Raw genomic sequence first — 18,423 nt, 5'->3', positions numbered from 1 at the left:
ATTAAAAAAAGTCATTCTAAATAACTTGCTAGCTTCCTCTGCTCTTATGTTATCAACATCTTTGATGGCCCAAAATGCCATTAATATTGGGGTAACAGTATCTGCGACTGGACCAGCTGCATCTCTTGGTATTCCACAAAAAAATACTGTGGAAATTTTGAATAAAGAGATTAATGGAATACCTGTGAACTATATTGTTTACGATGATGCGGGTGATACGGCTACTGCAGTGAAAAATATGCGTAAGCTTATCTCTGAAAATCATATCGACGCTATCATTGGTAGCTCGGTTACTGCAGCATCATTGGCTATGGTTGAGGTAGCAGCAGAGACTAAAACCCCTATGGTTAGCATGAACGGTAATATCATAGTTGTAACTCCGCAAGAGGGTGCAAAAAAATGGGCTTTTAAAACAGCTCAAAATGATGCACTAATGGCTCAAGCTCTTAAAACAGCTATGCAAAAACTTAAAGTAAAAAATCTTGCAATTATCGGATTTGCAGATGCTTATGGTGAAAGCTGGGCTAAGGAAATTAAAGCCGCACTTGAAGGAACTGATATTAATGTCGTGGCTAATGAGAGTTTTGCTCGCAAGGATACAAGTGTCACTGGGCAGGTACTTAAAATTCTAGGAAAGAAACCTGATGCGGTTTTAGTAGCTACATCGGGGACACCTGGGGCATTGCCAAATAGAGAACTTCGATCTAGGGGCTTTAAGGGACTTATATTCCACACTCATGGATCTGGAAATGGAGATTTTCTAAGAGTTTGCTCTTCTGCATGTGAAGATGTAATCTTACCTATTGGTCCAGTGGTCGTTGCTGAACAACTTAACGATGATCACCCTTCCAAAAAAATAGGATTAGAATATAGAAAGCTCTATGATGCGAAGTTTGGAGAAGGTTCTACTAATGCTTTTGGGGCTTTTTTATTTGATGCTGCAACTTTGGTTGAATCAGCTTCTAAAAAAGTGCTCGAATCAGGTGTAAAACCTGGCAGTGAAGAGTTTAGAGTGGCTTTGCGTGATGCAATCGAACAATCTAAAAATGTTGTAGCTTCTCAAGGAGTATTTGATATGTCTCCAGAGGATCACACAGGCTTAGATGAGAGATCTTGCGTTATCGTTAAAGTTAAAGATGGGAAGTGGGTTTTACAACCTGAACTTCTCGAATAAATTGATATGTAAGAGTAATTAAAATAGGCCTGACTTGTTAAAATAAAAAGTTATACAAAAAATTGAGAGATATCCATGGATTGGATGATAGCCAAAGTACTACTCCAAGATGGTCTTGTTACGGGTGTGATATATGCATTGATGGCTGTGTCATTGGTGCTTGTATTTGCAGTAACCAGAGTCATTTTAATTTGTCAGGGTGAGTTTGTTTCCTACGGTGCACTGAGTTTTGCACTCATGGCACATGGACATACCCCTGGCACCATCTATCTATTGCCAGTTTTAGGCACCATCATATTTATCAAAGAATTAATCAATCGTTTTCGGGGACGGCATGGAATGTCGTTACTTTGGGCCTTTATATACTTTATTTTGCTACCTTTTGCAGTCATGTTTGGAGTGCCTCTTGTCCTTGAAACGCAACCAAATTTATGGGTAAAAGCTTTACTAGCACTAATTATTGTTGTGCCTTTAGGCCCTATGATTTATAGATTAGTTTTCGAACCTGTAGCTTCTTATAGCGTTTTGAATTTGTTGATCATTTCAATTGCTCTTCATTTTGCTATGGTTGGCACTGGCTTAATCGTGTTTGGAGCTGAAGGGTGGTTGGTTCAAGAACCTTTCTTTGATGGCGAAATTGAATTATTCGGTCTTCCTTGGTCATACCAAAAATTATTTGTAATAGGTTTGACATTCCTTACGATATTAGGATTATGGCTGCTCTTTGGATATACGCTTATCGGTAAGGCTCTAAGAGCAACAGCTGTAAATAGAAGAGGTGCTCAATTAGTTGGGATAAGTACTTCTATTTCAGGTCACTTAACATTCTTGCTAACCGCATTTGTCGGTGCGTTGGCAGGAATTATGCTTGTGTCATTTATTCAAATTACTTATGAGACAGGATTTATCATTGGTCTGAAAGGGTTTGTGGGTGCCATTATTGGAGGACTTGTTAGCTATCCAATAGCCGCATTTAGTGCAATTGGTGTTGCGATAATCGAGTCATTTACAACATTTTGGGCTTCCGATTACAAAGAAGTGATAGTGTTTACGTTAATATTGCCAGTTTTACTGATTCGCTCTTTAACGACTACACATCATGAGGAGGACGAATAATGTATAAGATATTCGTCGCTATATTTGGAGCTATCCTTATATCGCTTCCACTTATACCAGCAACTCCTGAATTCTGGATTAATCAGCTAAATACAATTGGTATTGCATCTCTAGTGGCTTTGGGCCTTATTATTCTCACGGGCATAGGGGGCATGACCTCATTTGGTCAGGCTGCATTTGTAGGAATTGGTGCTTATACGTCTGCTTATTTAAGTACAGCTTTGGGGTTTTCACCTTGGGTAGGCTTAGTTTGTGGGCTTCTGCTTTCTTGCGTAATTGCTTTTATTTTAGGGCAACTTACTTTAAGGCTCTCAGGTCACTTTTTAGGATTAAGTACGATTGCTTTAAGCTTGGTTTTCTTCTACCTCTTTGGCAATATGGAGTTTCTAGGCCGTCATGATGGTATACCAGGCATACAGCCTATATCATTGTTTGGTTTTAGTTTCCTCAAAGCAAGAGATATGTTTTATCTAATATGGTTTTGCGTATTTGCAGGAATTTTACTGAGCATTAATTTACTTAATTCTAGAAACGGTAGGGCTATATGTTCGCTTAAGCATGGTGCATCCATGGCTGAGTCATTTGGTATTAACACTCAGTCATATCGCATGGTTGCTTTTGTGTATGCGGCATTCTTTGCAGCACTTGCAGGTTGGTTATATGCACATGAACAGAGGGCAATAAGTCCGAGTGCATTTAGCTTAAATTATGGTATCGAATATTTATTTATGGCTGTTATAGGTGGCTCAGTAAGTATTTGGGGTGCTGTAGTCGGTGCGGCTTTAGTTATTATCTTACGCGATCAAATACAGGCTTATGCACCTTTATTTGTGGATGAGCGAGTAAATGTTGAGATTATTGTATTTGGCATAATGATGATTTTGATTTTGCATTATGCACGTGGTGGATTGTGGCCAATCATGCTTGAGAAATTTTATCGTTTACTTGGGCAAAAAACTGTACCATCACATGAATTAGAAATTAAGGATGGTACTGAAGATTTATCGAAAAGACCTAAACCACCTGTTGGTGAAGTAATTTTAGAAGCTCAAAATCTTCGTAAAACTTTCGGTGGCCTAGTTGCTGTAAATGATGTTAGTTTTAAGGTTCGTTCTGGTGAAATTATTGGTTTGATAGGACCAAATGGAGCGGGGAAAAGTACGACATTTAATTTGATTACGGGAGTATTGCCACTTACATCAGGAAAAGTGATTTTCCGCGGTAAGGATATAACAGGAGCTTCGGCACGCAAAATTGCAACTCTTGGAATTGGACGTACTTTCCAACATGTGCAGCTTTTGCCTGGTATGTCGGTGCTAGAAAACGTAGCTCTGGGAGCCCATCTGCGAGCACCTTCCTCAATTGTTAGCAGTATTTTCCATTTAGAACGCGGTAAGGAATCTCAGCTTCTCAAAGAGGCTAAATACCAATGCGAACGCGTTGGTTTAGGCGATTACTTACACGAGCAAGCAGGCAGTCTTCCATTGGGTAAGCAGCGCATTGTGGAAATTGCACGTGCTCTTGCCTTAGATCCTTCTTTGTTGCTTTTAGATGAAGTAGCGGCTGGTTTGCGTTATATGGAAAAACAGCAGCTCTCTAAAGTACTGTCAGATTTGCGAGATGAAGGCGTGAGTATTCTTCTCGTTGAACACGATATGGATTTTGTGATGAATTTAACTACGAATTTGGTTGTTATGGATTTTGGCACGAAAATTGCTGAAGGTACACCAGAGGAAATTCAATCTAACCCAGCCGTGATTCAAGCTTATCTTGGGGTGTCAGACGATGAATAATTTATTAGAAATAAAAAATCTCTCTACATCCTACGGTAAAGTTAGTGCTCTTAATAATATCGATTTAAGTCTCGATAAAGGGCAGGTCGTTTCAGTGATTGGGGCAAATGGTGCGGGTAAGTCTACATTGCTAAATTCGATTATGGGCTTATTGCCTAATAATGGAAAAAGTGAGGGACAGATTTTTTATAAAGGTGAGGATATATCTCATGATAAAACCGAGCACCGCATGCTTGCTGGTATCAGTTTGGTTCCTGAAAAGCGTGAGCTTTTTGCAAGCATGGAAGTAGAAGATAATCTTTTGCTTGGTGGATTTAGAAGGTTTTTAAATAGAGATCCTGAATTTAGAAAATCGCTTGAGAGAGTGTATGAACTTTTTCCTCGCCTAAAAGAGAGACGTAAACAATTTGCTGGAACATTGTCAGGTGGAGAGCGTCAAATGCTCGCCGTGGGACGTGCCCTCATGTCGAATCCTACTTTGCTTATGTTGGATGAACCATCTTTGGGCCTCGCACCTTTAGTGGTTCGTGAGGTTTTTGAAATCGTTAAGCGATTAAAAGCGATGGGAGTTTCTATTTTGTTGGTTGAACAAAATGCACGATCTGCTTTGAAGGTTTCCGATTATGCTTATGTTTTGGAGATGGGTGAGGTAAGTCATCATGGACCAAGCAGTGAGCTATTAAATGATCCTAAGGTAATTGAAAGCTATCTTGGATTTGGAAAAAAATCTTAAAAAAGAGTCACCCGTTGGGGTGGCTTTTTTTATCCTCGTATTCACTACTTAAACTTTATGAATTATCATTAATTTGATTTTAAATAGAGGACCAAAAATGACCAAAACGCCAAAAAGTTATCTTACGGAAGAAGAAAGGCAAAACTACTTGAAACAGGATCCTAGGGGTAAAATTTTAAATTTATCTGAATCCTTTGAAGCTTGCATGGCGGGGGATATTGATTCTGCATGGTTGTGGTTAGCCAGAGTTGATTTGTGTGAGAATACAAAAAGGAATTTGAGAAATTCTATGCCCAAAGAATTAATTGATGAATATGGTTTGAAAGTCGATTAAACCTTAAATTTATATGGGACTTATTTTCTAGTTGTTGCGGAAATTTTATCCTCGTATTCACATAAATCCGCTATCAAACACTCCTCACACCTAGGTCTACGGGCCTGACACACATATCTCCCATGCAGGATTAGCCAATGATGCGAGTCTCGCGCAAATCTTCGCGGCACATGTCGCATTAAAGCCTTCTCCACCTCCAACACATTTTTCCCTTTGGCAATGCCCGTGCGATTCGCCACTCTAAATATATGCGTATCTACCGCCATCGTACTCTGTCCGAATCCCACATTCAGCACAACATTCGCTGTTTTGCGACCAACACCGGCTAATGATTCAAGAGCATCTCGAGACGAGGGAACATTGCCACCGAACTTAAGGACTAAATCCTCGCATGTACGAAATACATTTTTCGCCTTAGTCTTATAAAGCCCTATGCTTTTAATCTTCTGCTCAAACTGCTCATAGCCTAGGTCAAGCAGCTGTTGTGGTGTGAAAATATGATTCCAAAGATCGGCCGTCGCATAGTTCACAGAGCGGTCCGTGGCTTGTGCTGACAATATCACAGATATCAAGAGCTGAAAATTGTTCGTGTAGTGAAGTTCGGTTTGCGGATAGGGATTCGCTTCATAAAAGCGCTCGAAAATTTGCTCACGTTTATGTTTATTCATTTTCTTGCCCGACGCTCCCGAGCTTTATTCAAAGCATCCATAATAGATGCTTTGCTATCTGAAGAATGGCTCTCTGACAAAGCCTCAAGCCGCATTTGTTCTAAAATTTTATCGTCTTCGAGTCTTGCGTTTCGTGCATGAAATCTCTCTCTGGCAATGCTCGCGTCGCTCTCACTCCATGGCTCTGGACTCAATTTCATCTCGATGCAATCTACGGGACAAGCCAAAACGCACAACTCGCATCCTGTGCAAAAATCGCTAATGACGGTATGCATCCATTTATTTGCACCAAGAATCGCATCCACAGGGCACACTTGAATGCATTTTGTGCAACCAATGCAATGCTCTTCGATAATATATGCTTTGTGCAGAGGCTTAGTTTCACCACACTCTGGGTCCACTGGTTTGACGACGCTACCTGCCACAAATTTCGCAAGCTTCGCTACTACAGCATCTCCCCCAGGCGGACAACGATTAATATCCGCACCTTCGTAAACAATAGCTTTTGAGTATGCAAGACAGCCCGCATAGCCGCATTGCGTGCATTGTGTTTGTGGCAATGCCCCGTCAATCGCCTCCACAAGCCTTTCTTCAGAAAGTGTGTTCATCCACTTCTACCAATATTTTTCAACCGCAAGATTACCGATTGCACCTCTGCGTCCCGTAGCAAATCCTCGCTCTTTAAGCAACGCACGGGCCTCGCTTAGCATTTCAGGATTTCCGCAAAGCATAATGCAAGAGTCTTCCGAATTCATATCCAATCCTGAAAGTCGCACCAAATCACCGTCTTCGATTAATTTAGTAATTCTCGATGAAGGCATCACAGCCCCTGACCATGGATGTACAAACTCAGATTCACGCGTAGGAAGTGGCAAATATGTAAAGCGATGCAAAAATTTTTGCGATAATCCAAGCAATAAGTCCTTATAGCTTAGTTCCGCAGCAGTCCGCACTCCATGGCACAGAACAACATTTGAAAATAAATCCCACGTTTTTTGAGTTTGCAATATAGACAAAAATGCGGATAAACCCGTGCCTGTAGCAAAAAGCCATAAGGTTTTACCGCCATTTGGAAAATTATCTAAAGTCAAAAATCCAAAAGGAACTTTGTGTATGGCAATGCTCTCGCCTTCATCCAGTGCAAATAATTTCGGACTAAATTCTCCTGTAGGAACTAATGTTGCGTAGAACTCTAAATAATCGGCTTCCTCTGGGTTAACCATTGAAAAGCCTCTCCAGATAGTGGGCTCTACTCCATGTCCAACTGGTAAACCTAATCGAGCAAATTGTCCTGCTTTAAATTCAAATTTACTAGGTCTATTTGTGATGAATGAATGCAGCTTTCCATCCACCCATTTAGTAACTTTGTTAATTTTTACTTTATGGTAATTGCTTTCTGAGGAGCTCATATTAAAGACTAAGGCTTAATAAGGTACTCAAGCTTATTAGGTTTGCCATTCCACTCCTCAGCATCAGGAAGAGGGTCAACAGATCTGCTGATTGGCTCAAAAAGAGGTGTCAATTCAGCATTAATTTTTATAAAGTGCTGCTGATCACTAGGCAAGTCTTCCTCAGCAAAAATAGCATCAGCCGGACATTCTGGTACACAGACAGCACAGTCGATACATTCATCAGGGTCAATTACTAAGAAATTAGGACCTGCTTTAAAACAGTCTACAGGGCATACGTCAACGCAATCGGTATATTTGCAACGGATGCAGTTGTCGCTAACTACGTGAGTCATGGTTAATCCAAATAAAAATTCTAATTATTTTGATGTAATATATAAATTTACATATGATTTTAACCCATTTAAATCAAAGCCCTAGAAAGGCAATTGGATTGATAGGGTTTATAAAAGATTAATAGAAGAGCAATCATGATTATTAAATCACTTCTTGATACAGACCTATATAAATTTAGTATGATGCAAGCCGTTTTGCACCAATTTCCTAGTGCTCAAGCGGAGTATCACTTTAAGTGCAGAACTGAAGGAGTAGATTTAAAGCCCCTGATTCCAAAAATTCAAGAAGAGGTTGATTATCTTTGCTCTCTACAATTTACTGAAGAGGAACTTCAGTATATGGGAAGTTTTAGGTTTATAAAACCAGACTTTATCGAATTTCTTGGTCTTTTCCATATGCCTAGAAATCGAATACATATTCAGGCTAGCGATGACGATAACGGAGGAATACAAATCATTGCCAAAGGGTCGTGGTTGCATACTATTTTATTTGAGGTGCCTGTCCTATCTATAGTTAATGAGCTATATTTCAGCCATAACTATCCAGATTTAGATAAAACTGAAGGTAGAAAACGTCTTCACGCAAAAATTAATCAAGTGAAGACTGCTACAGAATTGCCAGATTTTGTATTTGCTGACTATGGCAGCAGACGCAGATTTTCAGCTGAATGGCATGATGAGGTCGTTAAAACTTTGGTTGAACAGCTTCCAAAACAATTTGTTGGTACTAGTAATGTTTTATTGGCTAAAAAACATAAAACTAAACCTTTGGGTACGATGGCTCATGAATTCTTGCAAGCATGTCAGGCTTTAGGACCACGCCTTAGAGACTCACAGGTATATGCTCTTGAGACATGGGCTAAAGAGTACCGGGGAGACTTAGGTATTGCATTGTCTGACGTATATGGGTTAAATGCATTTTTGCGTGACTTTGATATGTATTTCTGCAAGCTATTTGATGGAGCTCGTCATGATTCTGGAGATCCTTATGAATGGGGCGAAAGAATGATTGAGCACTATAAGAAAAATCGTGTTGACCCTAGGACTAAAACTCTTGTGTTTTCAGATAGTCTTACATTTGATTTAGCCTTAAACATTGCCAGAAGGTTTGTAGGACGCGTTAAAACATCATTTGGTATTGGTACAAATTTAACAAATGATATGGGAGTTAAACCTCTTCAAATTGTTATGAAGATGGTCAGATGTAATGGTCAGCCCGTAGTTAAAGTTAGTGATGAACCGAATAAAACTATGAGTGTGGATCCAGAGTATTTAAATTATTTAAGATATGTTTTCGATTTACCTAGAAATCAAGAACTAGAGGCAGGAGATCATCTTCTTAAAAGCAAGGCTCCTACTCAATTTGAAATTAAGGATTAACGATTAATGAAACATCCCATAATTGGTGGTGATGATTTATTTAATGAAGCATGGCAGAAAACTGTATTTGAGGATTTCACAAACAATGAGTGTGATTTTCTAAATGAGGTTTTTAATTTCGCATTACCTTATTTACAAGATAGAAAATTAAGAAGTCAGGAAGGTAGTTTGCATCATGCAAAGGGGATGATTGATATTCTATCTCTCCTTCAGCTAGACGTACACACATTAGCTTCCAGTGTTTTAGTTGTTGCAGCTCCCGACTCAGACCATATTTCTGAACAAGCCAAATTTAAAACCAAAATAATGGATAAATTTGGTGAGGAAATTTTTGATCTTGTTGAGGGTGCTCAAACTCTTAAACGCATCGGAATCGTCGCTCATCAAGCGAGCTTGCCTACTGCTCAACAAGAGTTATATCAGCAGGAATTGCTTCGCAAGATGCTTTTAGCGATGGCTACTGATTTGCGTATTGTTTTGATTCGATTAGCTTCACGATTACAGACATTGCGTTGGTTTGTTGATTCTAAGTTAGTATGTCCACCAGAGTTTTTGCAGCAAAATCGTACTCTTTATGCACCATTAGCTAATCGTCTAGGTATATGGCAGATTAAGTGGGAACTAGAAGATCTTTCATTTAGATTTGAAAACCCTGAAACCTATAGAGAAATTGCAAATAGACTTGAGGCTACTAGGGCTGAAAGAGAGCAGCTTATTAGAGACTTTATCTCAAAGATTAAAAATTCCTTAGATGCTCAAGGCATTCAATCTGATGTTTCGGGTAGGGCAAAACATATTTTTAGCATCTATAACAAGATGAAAAATAAGTCTCTTAAATTTGAAGACTTATATGACTTGCTTGCTATTAGAGTTATTGTTCAAAATGAACGAGATTGCTATACCACTTTGTCATATGTACATTCGAACTATCATCCAGTAATGGAGCAATTTGACGACTACATTGCCAGACCAAAACCTAACGGATATAGGTCCTTGCATACTGTTGTGCGCGACGATAATGGAGCTGTATTTGAAGTACAAATTCGCACTCAAAAAATGCATGAATTTGCAGAATATGGGATGGCAGCACATTGGCGTTATAAGGAGGCGGGTGCGAAAGGCGGTACTGTTAGTGCTTCGAGTTTGTATGATCGTCAGATATCTTGGATGCGTCAACTTCTTGCATGGCGTAAAGAAGTAGGGATTGAGGAGGCCTCAGCTACGGCTTCTGCAGCTTCTTCTGTACCTACTGCACCAAATAAAGAAGATAAGGCCGATGGCATAGATCAAAAACGCATCTATGTTATGACACCTCAATCAAAATTGCTTGAATTGCCAGAGGGAAGCACTCCAGTTGATTTTGCATATTTACTTCACACTGATTTAGGTCACAGATGTAGGGGTGCACGTGTTGATGGGCAGCTTGTATCTCTGAACACACCTCTTCAAACTGGACAAACAGTTGAAATCATTACGGCTAAGTCTGGAGGGCCTTCTCGAGACTGGTTAAATCCTGAGCTAGGGTATTTAAAAAGTCCTCGTGCAAGAGCAAAAGTTCGTTTATGGTTTAATGCGATTGCATTGCAAGAGAAAATCAATAACGGTCAGGCTTTAGTAGAAAAAGAGCTTCAAAGATTAGGTAAGACAGCGGTTAATTTAGAAACGCTCGCTCAAAGCCTCGGATTCTCACGTCCAGATGATTTATTTTTAGCAATAGGCAAGGATGAATTTAGTGTAAAAGCATTGGCTAATGCATTTCAGGAAAACGTTGAAACTAAGGACTCTGTAGAGGATGAGGTAGAATCAGTCACTAAAAGATCACGCAGTAATAGTACTACGGTTACTGGAAAGAGTGGTGTATTAGTTGTGGGTGTGGATTCACTTATGACTCAGCTTGCAAGATGTTGTCATCCTGCACCACCTGATGATATAGGGGGCTATGTAACTCGAGGCAGAGGGGTAACCATTCATAGATTATCGTGTTCGGCTTTTGATGAACTTCGTGCAAAACACCCAGAGCGAGTGATTGACGTTAGTTGGGGTGATACTCAAAATTCTGTTTATCCTGTGGATATTCAGGTGCATGCAATGGACCGCACGGGACTTATTCGCGATATTTCTGATGTATTAGCTAAACAAAAGGTTAATGTTATTGCTGTAAATTCTAGAAATAGAGAATCGTATGCATATATCACATTGACTCTTGAAATTATGACGGGCGATCAATTGAATAAAGCACTCGCAAATTTAACAAACAATGTACCAGGTGTTCTGTCTGCTAAGAGAATCTAAAATAAGTTAAAATTTGAGATTACCTATTAATTAGGACTTAAATATGAGTTGGATTGACAAAATATTGCCACCAAGAATTAATTCCTCTGAAGCCTCTGCAAAGCGTGTACCTGAGGGGGTATGGGTAAAGTGCCCAGCATGTAACACAACACTCTACAGGGATGATTTAGTTCGTAATCTTAATGTATGCCCTAGTTGTGACCACCACTTAAGATTAACAGCTCAAGAGAGGATTGACTCATTACTAGATACAGAAAATAGGGTGCTTATCGGTGATGCTGTACGTTCAACTGACCCACTTAAGTTTAAGGACACAAAAAAATACACAGATCGCTTGACCGATGCTCTAAAAAAATCAGACGCAACTGATGCAATTGTTATCGTAAAAGGTACATTATCATCTGTACCTGTAGTTGTTGCCGCTTTCGATTTTGGCTTTATGGGTGGATCTATGGGCTCTGCGGTAGGTGAACGATTTGTTAGAGGAGTGAATGCTGCTATAGAGGATAAAATTCCTTTTATTTGCGTATCTGCATCCGGTGGTGCTCGTATGCAAGAGAGCTTATTCTCTTTATTTCAGATGACTAAAACTACGGCCGCATTAACCTTATTATCTAAAGAGAAATTGCCTTTTATTAGCGTTTTGACTGACCCAACTATGGGTGGTGTTTCTGCGAGCTTTGCGTTTATGGGCGATATTGTTATTGCCGAGCCAAACGCTTTGATTGGTTTTGCTGGTCCACGTGTGATTGAACAAACTGTGAGAGAGCAACTTCCAGAAGGTTTTCAAAGGGCTGAGTTCTTGCAGGATAAGGGTGCAGTGGATATGGTTGTGAATCGCAAAGATCTTAAACACGAGATTGCTTATTTACTGGCTCTTTTGACTAACCAATCTTACGAAGTAGTCGAAAGGTTGTAGAAGTTTCTATAAAGCGTAATTAAGTTTCCATGCGGGGGCGAAGAAGAATAAGGCTCCATGCGGGGGCGTAGACGAATAAGGTCAGCTAAAATTTCTCTTAGCTGACCGTTTTATTTTAAAGATTTAGGCGAGTCTCTACTTGCTCTAGTGGCTCGGTTGGTAGTGGTTCTAAAGGCTTGCGTTCGCGACCTAATTTGATTTCTACGAAAGGAATTTCGACGACTTTCTCTGGGTCTGTTTCGATCCAAATCATGCCAATTTTTTCGCATGTAGCAATCAATGTTTCTTTATCGAAAACAAAGGTCTGTTCAGCTACAGCCGCCTGAACCGCCGCACCTGTTGCTGCATCCGAAGATCCACCAACGCCCGAATCCGAAGCCGCCCCAACGCCCGCATCCGTATCATTGCTAGACTCAGCTGGTCTACGCCCCTGACTTCGTGGCAATGGCTTAGGAGCCACCTCCAGCCCAAGCGATTGCGGATCCAATTGAGCTATAGTCTCACTTAAAGACGGAGCTTCCACGTTTTGCTTTAAATCCTTGTCTTGAGGCACATCTTCTCTAGCCACTGACGAAGGTTTTGATCTTTCATTCAATGGCTCAGCTATAGCATTTGGAGTCGCTTGAGAAAGCTCAATCGATTTCGAACCTTCATTTATTGATTCGCTTGAAAGAATATCTTGTTGCTCAAGAATAACCTCATTTGGTACAAACGCTTGATTGTTGCTGTTGCGATTTCTGCCGCGACCACGTCTGCTTCTATGATGTTTGTTTGAAGGCTTAGTCTCTTGATTAGCTTGAGTCGCTTGAATACTGTCAGTCGCTTCAGTTGCATTAGAGATTAGCTCGACTTCTTCTTTTAAAGTTTCATTAGCCTCTTGAATTTCAAGTTTGTTTTGTGCATAGCGATCGCCTCTGGATTTTCCTTTGCGACGTTTGTTTTTAGATTTTTTCTCTTGGATATCATTAGTATCTCTAGCTACTTCAGTAAAGCCCATTATTTGTTGAGTTTCACTTTTTTGCTCCGCTTTAGATTTGCGATTTTTATTTTTATTTGATTCAGAGCTTGCTTTGGTTTTGGTGGCAATGTCCTCCGCACCTTCTCCATCGCTTGGTTTTCTTGCATCAAATTGCTTTTGACCCTTACGCACCTGTTGTTTTCTCTGAGTTGCTTTTGGAGCACGCCCTTTAGCTTTTGGTCGAGCTGATTTTTCAGTAGTAGGTGCCTCTTTTATAAACCCAAAGAATGATAAAATTCTCTGCCAGAAAGTCATCTCTGACTTAGCTTTTGAAGCCGCTTTTGGCGATGGAGTAGGGGCTGGAGTTGTTCTACGAATGCCCTTAACCACAGCTTCTGGAGTCTTAGGTCTGTCCTTTTTCTCCTGCCATATAGGAGTGGTCTCCTCTGGCTCATCAACCAAATCATAACTTACTGGCTGCTCATCCATACGCGAGTCATCATGCTTGATGCGCTCAATATTATGGTGAGGCGTTTCTAGATTTTTGTTTGGAATTAGATAGATGCGTATCTGGTTTTTCGCTTCCATCTTAACGATATCTTGACGTTTCTCGTTAAGTAAATAGGTGGCAACGTCCACAGGAACCTGTGCATTCAGTACTGCAGTATTCTCCTTAAGAGCTTCCTCTTGCAATAAACGAAGCACATTTAGTGCACTTGATTCAATATCTCGAATAACTCCTGTACCATTACATCGCGGACAAATAATATGCGACCCTTCATTCAATGATGGACGTAGCCTTTGACGAGATAATTCCATAAGTCCAAATTTTGAGATTTTTCCCATTTGAACTCGGGCTCTATCAAATTGAAGAGATTCACGCAATTTCGCTTCGACAGCTTTTTGGTTTTTGCTATCTTCCATATCAATAAAGTCGATAACAATAAGCCCGCCTAAATCTCGCAACCTTAGTTGACGAGCTACTTCCTCAGCAGCTTCAATATTAGTGCGCATTGCAGTTTCTTCAATATCACCGCCTCTAGTCGATTTAGCTGAGTTAACGTCTACTGCAACCAGTGCTTCTGTATGGTCAATGACTACAGAGCCACCAGATGGTAGTTGAACATGCCTCGAATATGCAGTTTCAATTTGGTGTTCAACCTGGAATCTTGAAAATAGTGGAACTGCGTGGCGATAACGTTTAACTTTTGCGACATTATCTGGCATAACGTCATGCATAAAAGCATGGACTTGATCATAGATTTCATCTGTATCAATTAAAATTTCAGAAATGTCATGAGAAAAATAATCTCTTAGAGCCCTAATAACTAATGATGATTCTTGATATATAAGAATAGGGGCACTGTAGTGGTTTGCAGCATCTTCAATAGCTTTCCAAAGCTGCATAAGATAGGTAAGGTCCCAGTTTAGCTCTTCAGTTGTGCGTCCAATACCTGCAGTTCTGGCAATAAGACTCATACCTTCAGGCAAGTCTAAATGAGACATAGCCTCTCGCAACTCCTGCCTGTCCTCCCATTCAATACGACGAGAAATCCCACCGCCTTTAGGGTTATTAGGCATAAGCACTAAATAACGACCAGCTAATGATACATATGTAGTAAGAGCAGCCCCTTTATTTCCTCGCTCCTCTTTTTCGACTTGAATTATTAATTCCTGTCCAACCTCTAATGCCTCAGAGATACGACTAAAGTCCGCACCCTTTTTAAAATAATTTTTAGATACCTCTTTAAAAGGGAGAAAACCATGCCTCTCTTGACCATAATCTACAAAGCATGCTTCGAGAGAGGGTTCAATGCGGGTTATAACGCCTTTATAAATATTTCCTTTTCGCTGTTCGCGTCCCGCAGTTTCAATATCGATGTCCAATAACTTTTGACCATCAACGATTGCAACACGTAATTCTTCTTGGTGTGTTGCATTAAATAACATTCGTTTCATATAAATACTCAGAAAAAAACTAATACTTCGGATTAAGCATTAACCTAGTTCGAGAGGATGATTGAATGAGTATAGGGTGGCAATATAGAAGCGTCCTGCTCCTATATAAATGACTTATAAATTATGATGATTAACGTAAAAATTCATCAATTCAGCAATTTACAATACTATCTGCAGAACTCATATCTGCAAACAAAAAATTCTATACAAATTCTAATCGCAGTCTGTGGGTAGGGATATCAAACTACCGCATAAAAACAGAAAGCTTATACAACACAATCGAAATAGACCTGCTAAAGTTCAAACAATATGTGCAATTTTTTATTATTATTTTACAAATTTAAATACGTTGTAACTTAAGCCGTCATTAGGCGTTGTGATTGTAGCATTATTACAATGTTTTAGCTACAATTAACTTCCTTTTCTACATATTCTTTTTATTATGAACTCCCCTAAACCATCAGTTAGATATATCCAAGTGGATGATTCTTCAGATGGTCAACGCATAGATAATTTTATGTTGAAATACTGCAAGGGAGTCCCAAAAAGCCATATATACAAAGCTATTCGATCTGGTCAGGTGCGAGTTAATAAGGGGCGGGTTAGTAGCGAATCTCGAGTTAAGGAGGGCGATGAAGTTCGTATTCCTCCATTTAGAGTCCCAGAAGAAACTCCTAAGAACTTTATACCAAGTCGAGAATTTGAAGTAGTATTTGAAGATTCTTATTTTTTGATTATTAATAAACCTGCTGGACTTGCAGTTCATGGAGGAAGTGGAGTATCTTTCGGGGTTATTGAACAAATCAGATTTAGTCGACCTGAGCACACCTATTTTGAATTAGTTCATAGACTCGATAAAGAAACCTCGGGTTTACTAATCATAGCCAAAAAAAGAATTGGACTTGTAAAGCTTCAAGAAATGATGCGGCAGAAGCATTTCCACAAGGCCTATTATGCTTTAGTTAAAGGTACTTGGCCAGCCAATTTAAAAGACATAAAGCTACCTTTATATAAATATTTCACTCCTCAGGGAGAGAGAAGGGTAAGGGTGGACATGGAAAATGGAAAATACGCTCATTCAATTGTAAAAAAAGTAAAAAAATACAACGATTTTGAACTTTTAAGTGTTCAGATTTTAACTGGACGCACTCATCAGATCCGCGTTCATTTACGTGCATCTGGATTTGGTATTGTGGGTGATGAAAAATATGGAGATGATACTCTCACAAAATATGTAAGTAGCTTGGGATTTAATAGAATGTTCCTACATGCTTATAAATTGTCGTTTGTTCACCCTATCACCGATGAAAGACTTAATTTTGAAATAGATTTGCCCGATGATTGCAAAACATTACAAAAAAAACTTGGACCATGAAATATTCCTTAGTTATTTTTGATTGGGACGGGACATTGATGGACTCGACACATAATATTGTGGTTGCCATTCAAAAAACATGTGCCGACCTTTATTTACCTATTCCCTCAGCTCAACAAGCAAGTTGGGTTATAGGATTATCTATATACGAAGCGGCTCAAAAAATAGTCCCAGAAATTACTCCCGAACAAATCTCTGAATTTGCTGAGCGTTATAAATTTCACTACTTTAGTATTGGGCCTGATATTAAATTATTTACTGGTATACCCGAGCTTTTAGAGTCTCTTAAAAATAGAGGGGTATTGACGGCGGTAGCTACGGGAAAAAGTCGTTACGGATTAGATATCGCATTAAAACAATTCGGTTTAGAGTCTAATTTCGATACCACTAGAACTGTCGATCAAACAGCTGGAAAGCCCGATCCTCTTATGTTGTATGAAATTATGGAAGAGCTTCTCGTTAAACCAGAGCAAGCTATCATGATTGGTGATACATCTCATGACTTACTAATGGCCCGAAATGCTGGGATTCATGCTATTGGCGTATCCTATGGAGCTCATAACCGCCGTGAATTAGATGAGTTGCAACCTAATCATGTTGCCGAGTCCGTATCTGAACTCTCTCGTCTATTATCTATATATACGCAAAAACACGTTTATTAAGCTAAGAATAGGAATATCGTAGGCACTTTATGAAAATCAGGAGTCTTCGATTTTTTCCATTCAGCGATTGTTTTTGTTGAAATTATCTGTTTTCTAGTATGAATCCCTATGCCCACACAAAGTTTAGTCTGTGGGTTTAATGTTTCAAGAAGGCTGGCAAATACGGACTCATTTCTGTAGGGCGTTTCAATAAAAATTTGCGTTTGAGAAAATTTTTTAGAATTCGCCTCCCAAGTTTTAAATGATTGTTTTTTGGTGGCAATGTCCAAGGGAGCGTATCCATGAAAAGTAAAACGTTGACCATCTAAGCCACTCCCCATTAACCCAAGCAAAATTGAGGAAGGTCCAGTCCAAGGCACAATTTCAATTCCATTTTTGTGTGCGTATTGGACAACCTTAGCCCCAGGGTCTGCAACAGCAGGACAACCAGCTTCTGACACTAGTCCTATCATTCCTTCGTTTGATTCTTCTGAAAACCAGGAATCGTAATCTTTATTTGAATCCTTATCGCTTAATGTGAATATTTTTATTTCTTGTATAGGCTTATTTGGACCAATTAACTTTAAAAATGCTCTCGCAGTTTTAGCATTTTCTGCTATGAATACATCAATTTTCTTAGTAATTTCAATCGCTTCCTTAGGAAGCCAGTATTCAATTTCTAAATCACCTAAACCTACAGGAATCAAATGCAGTTTTTTGTTACTCATTTTGTAGGGAAAAAACCAAGTTTTCTTAAAAATTCTGAAGTTCTTATTAAAGGAAGGCCAATTATAGCTGTGGGGTCATCACTAGTAATAGATTCCATAAGCGTTATGCCAAGTGACTCAGCTTTTGCACTACCAGCTGTATCTATAGCAGGTTCAATTGAGAGGTAATTTGAGATTTCTTGCTCAGTTAAATTTCTAAATACGCATTTAGTCAATACGGTATCTCTCATGATGCCACCTGCATGCATCACGCATATAGATGTATTGAAATCAACTGTTTTTCCGCTTAATTCATTAAGCTGTAATTTCGCCTTTTCTAAGCTGCCAGCTTTTCCAACCGTTTTCCCATCAAATGTAGCAACCTGATCAGATCCAATAACAACTGAATTGGGATATTGGTCAAAGACAGCCTGTGCTTTTTCTTTGGCTAGTCTAATTGACAATGCCACAGGAGTCTCAGAAGGGTGTTGTGTTTCATCAATATTTGGTGAAATGCATTCAAATGGTATATGCAAACGTTCTAACAATTCTTTTCGGTATTTTGATGATGACGCTAATATAAGTTTTGGGTCAGAATTTGGCATGAATTATTGACTTAAAGTATTAAGA

General features: G+C 39.4%; 17 protein-coding genes. 10 read left to right on the top strand and 7 right to left on the bottom strand.

Annotation, left to right across the window (positions count from 1 at the left end):
- The first annotated feature begins 46 nt into the window (after positions 1–46).
- The 5 genes from T432_RS0103040 (at position 47) to T432_RS07900 (ending at position 5,150) form a co-directional block, all read left to right on the top strand.
- Complete coding sequence (locus T432_RS0103040; RefSeq protein ID WP_439645512.1) at positions 47–1,174, top strand: ABC transporter substrate-binding protein; 1,128 nt, start codon at positions 47–49, stop codon at positions 1,172–1,174.
- 75 nt (positions 1,175–1,249) lie between these two features.
- The gene (locus T432_RS0103035; protein ID WP_028884128.1) at positions 1,250–2,290 is read left to right on the top strand and encodes a branched-chain amino acid ABC transporter permease; all 1,041 of its coding nucleotides are present in this window, start codon (positions 1,250–1,252) and stop codon (positions 2,288–2,290) included.
- Complete coding sequence (locus tag T432_RS0103030; RefSeq protein WP_028884127.1) at positions 2,290–4,083, top strand: branched-chain amino acid ABC transporter ATP-binding protein/permease; 1,794 nt, start codon at positions 2,290–2,292, stop codon at positions 4,081–4,083. Before T432_RS0103035 ends, T432_RS0103030 begins: the two co-directional genes overlap by 1 nt.
- Positions 4,076–4,816, top strand: coding sequence for an ABC transporter ATP-binding protein (locus tag T432_RS0103025; protein ID WP_028884126.1), 741 nt, complete (start codon positions 4,076–4,078; stop codon positions 4,814–4,816). Before T432_RS0103030 ends, T432_RS0103025 begins: the two co-directional genes overlap by 8 nt.
- A gap of 97 nt (positions 4,817–4,913) precedes the next feature.
- On the top strand, positions 4,914–5,150 hold the full coding sequence (locus T432_RS07900) for a hypothetical protein (protein WP_044971078.1): 237 nt from the start codon (positions 4,914–4,916) through the stop codon (positions 5,148–5,150).
- 20 nt (positions 5,151–5,170) lie between these two features.
- On the opposite strand, the gene nth is transcribed toward T432_RS07900, so the two are convergent.
- From nth to fdxA, 4 genes are read right to left on the bottom strand one after another with little or no spacing between them, the layout of a single operon-like run.
- Positions 5,171–5,818 carry an endonuclease III gene (gene nth, locus T432_RS0103015; RefSeq protein WP_028884125.1) on the bottom strand — a complete coding sequence of 216 codons (648 nt, stop codon included), beginning with the start codon at positions 5,816–5,818 and terminating at the stop codon, positions 5,171–5,173.
- On the bottom strand, positions 5,815–6,426 hold the full coding sequence (locus tag T432_RS0103010; RefSeq protein ID WP_028884124.1) for an RnfABCDGE type electron transport complex subunit B: 612 nt from the start codon (positions 6,424–6,426) through the stop codon (positions 5,815–5,817). The genes nth and T432_RS0103010 overlap by 4 nt, the downstream gene beginning before the upstream one ends.
- 6 nt (positions 6,427–6,432) lie before the next feature.
- Positions 6,433–7,227 (bottom strand): ferredoxin--NADP reductase, encoded by a 795-nt coding sequence (locus T432_RS0103005; protein ID WP_028884123.1) that lies wholly within the window; start codon positions 7,225–7,227, stop codon positions 6,433–6,435.
- A gap of 8 nt (positions 7,228–7,235) precedes the next feature.
- A complete protein-coding gene (fdxA, locus tag T432_RS0103000) occupies positions 7,236–7,562 on the bottom strand; it encodes a ferredoxin FdxA (RefSeq protein ID WP_014111197.1) in 327 nt (108 codons plus the stop codon).
- A gap of 135 nt (positions 7,563–7,697) precedes the next feature.
- Here fdxA and pncB point away from each other — a divergent pair, with 135 nt between their 5' ends.
- The 3 genes from pncB to accD are packed head-to-tail and all read left to right on the top strand — an operon-like array spanning position 7,698 to position 12,153.
- Positions 7,698–8,942: a nicotinate phosphoribosyltransferase gene (pncB, locus tag T432_RS0102995; RefSeq protein WP_028884122.1), complete on the top strand. Its 1,245-nt coding sequence runs from the start codon at positions 7,698–7,700 to the stop codon at positions 8,940–8,942.
- Positions 8,943–8,948: 6 nt separating this feature from the next.
- Positions 8,949–11,234, top strand: a complete 2,286-nt coding sequence (locus tag T432_RS0102990) for a RelA/SpoT family protein (RefSeq protein WP_028884121.1) — start codon at positions 8,949–8,951, stop codon at positions 11,232–11,234.
- 43 nt (positions 11,235–11,277) lie between these two features.
- Positions 11,278–12,153: an acetyl-CoA carboxylase, carboxyltransferase subunit beta gene (gene accD / locus T432_RS0102985; RefSeq protein WP_028884120.1), complete on the top strand. Its 876-nt coding sequence runs from the start codon at positions 11,278–11,280 to the stop codon at positions 12,151–12,153.
- Between the two features lie 115 nt (positions 12,154–12,268).
- Here the strand turns inward: accD and T432_RS0102980 are convergent, their stop codons facing one another.
- Positions 12,269–15,070 (bottom strand): Rne/Rng family ribonuclease, encoded by a 2,802-nt coding sequence (locus T432_RS0102980; protein WP_028884119.1) that lies wholly within the window; start codon positions 15,068–15,070, stop codon positions 12,269–12,271.
- A 442-nt stretch (positions 15,071–15,512) separates the two neighbouring features.
- Here T432_RS0102980 and T432_RS0102975 point away from each other — a divergent pair, with 442 nt between their 5' ends.
- Both T432_RS0102975 and T432_RS0102970 read left to right on the top strand, forming a co-directional pair.
- On the top strand, positions 15,513–16,445 hold the full coding sequence (locus tag T432_RS0102975; protein WP_028884118.1) for an RluA family pseudouridine synthase: 933 nt from the start codon (positions 15,513–15,515) through the stop codon (positions 16,443–16,445).
- Entirely contained in the window at positions 16,442–17,107 is a 666-nt protein-coding gene (locus T432_RS0102970) for an HAD-IA family hydrolase (protein WP_028884117.1), read from the top strand. Before T432_RS0102975 ends, T432_RS0102970 begins: the two co-directional genes overlap by 4 nt.
- Here the strand turns inward: T432_RS0102970 and T432_RS0102965 are convergent.
- Both T432_RS0102965 and T432_RS0102960 read right to left on the bottom strand, forming a co-directional pair.
- A complete protein-coding gene (locus T432_RS0102965; protein ID WP_028884116.1) occupies positions 17,104–17,814 on the bottom strand; it encodes an SAM-dependent methyltransferase in 711 nt (236 codons plus the stop codon). The two genes, T432_RS0102970 and T432_RS0102965, sit on opposite strands and share 4 nt — an antisense overlap.
- The gene (locus T432_RS0102960; RefSeq protein ID WP_028884115.1) at positions 17,811–18,398 is read right to left on the bottom strand and encodes a Maf family nucleotide pyrophosphatase; all 588 of its coding nucleotides are present in this window, start codon (positions 18,396–18,398) and stop codon (positions 17,811–17,813) included. The genes T432_RS0102965 and T432_RS0102960 overlap by 4 nt, the downstream gene beginning before the upstream one ends.
- Positions 18,399–18,423: the final 25 nt, after the last annotated feature.

This window comes from Taylorella asinigenitalis ATCC 700933 (assembly GCF_000687755.1).
Classification (GTDB): domain Bacteria; phylum Pseudomonadota; class Gammaproteobacteria; order Burkholderiales; family Burkholderiaceae_B; genus Taylorella; species Taylorella asinigenitalis.
Note: the sequence above shows the minus strand (reverse complement) of the source record. Positions and strands in the feature narration are given on the sequence as shown.

Excerpts from the sequence above, each read along its gene's own strand:
- fdxA (WP_014111197.1), bottom strand. The coding sequence starts at position 7,562 with ATGACTCACGTAGTTAGCGACAACTGCATCCGTTGCAAATATACCGAT.
- T432_RS0102990 (WP_028884121.1), top strand. The coding sequence starts at position 8,949 with ATGAAACATCCCATAATTGGTGGTGATGATTTATTTAATGAAGCATGG.
- T432_RS0103030 (WP_028884127.1), top strand. The coding sequence starts at position 2,290 with ATGTATAAGATATTCGTCGCTATATTTGGAGCTATCCTTATATCGCTT.
- T432_RS0102980 (WP_028884119.1), bottom strand. The coding sequence starts at position 15,070 with ATGAAACGAATGTTATTTAATGCAACACACCAAGAAGAATTACGTGTT.
- nth (WP_028884125.1), bottom strand. The coding sequence starts at position 5,818 with ATGAATAAACATAAACGTGAGCAAATTTTCGAGCGCTTTTATGAAGCG.
- accD (WP_028884120.1), top strand. The coding sequence starts at position 11,278 with ATGAGTTGGATTGACAAAATATTGCCACCAAGAATTAATTCCTCTGAA.
- T432_RS0103040 (WP_439645512.1), top strand. The coding sequence starts at position 47 with ATGTTATCAACATCTTTGATGGCCCAAAATGCCATTAATATTGGGGTA.
- pncB (WP_028884122.1), top strand. The coding sequence starts at position 7,698 with ATGATTATTAAATCACTTCTTGATACAGACCTATATAAATTTAGTATG.
- T432_RS0102970 (WP_028884117.1), top strand. The coding sequence starts at position 16,442 with ATGAAATATTCCTTAGTTATTTTTGATTGGGACGGGACATTGATGGAC.
- T432_RS0102975 (WP_028884118.1), top strand. The coding sequence starts at position 15,513 with ATGAACTCCCCTAAACCATCAGTTAGATATATCCAAGTGGATGATTCT.
- T432_RS0103005 (WP_028884123.1), bottom strand. The coding sequence starts at position 7,227 with ATGAGCTCCTCAGAAAGCAATTACCATAAAGTAAAAATTAACAAAGTT.
- T432_RS07900 (WP_044971078.1), top strand. The coding sequence starts at position 4,914 with ATGACCAAAACGCCAAAAAGTTATCTTACGGAAGAAGAAAGGCAAAAC.
- T432_RS0103025 (WP_028884126.1), top strand. The coding sequence starts at position 4,076 with ATGAATAATTTATTAGAAATAAAAAATCTCTCTACATCCTACGGTAAA.
- T432_RS0102965 (WP_028884116.1), bottom strand. The coding sequence starts at position 17,814 with ATGAGTAACAAAAAACTGCATTTGATTCCTGTAGGTTTAGGTGATTTA.
- T432_RS0103035 (WP_028884128.1), top strand. The coding sequence starts at position 1,250 with ATGGATTGGATGATAGCCAAAGTACTACTCCAAGATGGTCTTGTTACG.
- T432_RS0102960 (WP_028884115.1), bottom strand. The coding sequence starts at position 18,398 with ATGCCAAATTCTGACCCAAAACTTATATTAGCGTCATCATCAAAATAC.
- T432_RS0103010 (WP_028884124.1), bottom strand. The coding sequence starts at position 6,426 with ATGAACACACTTTCTGAAGAAAGGCTTGTGGAGGCGATTGACGGGGCA.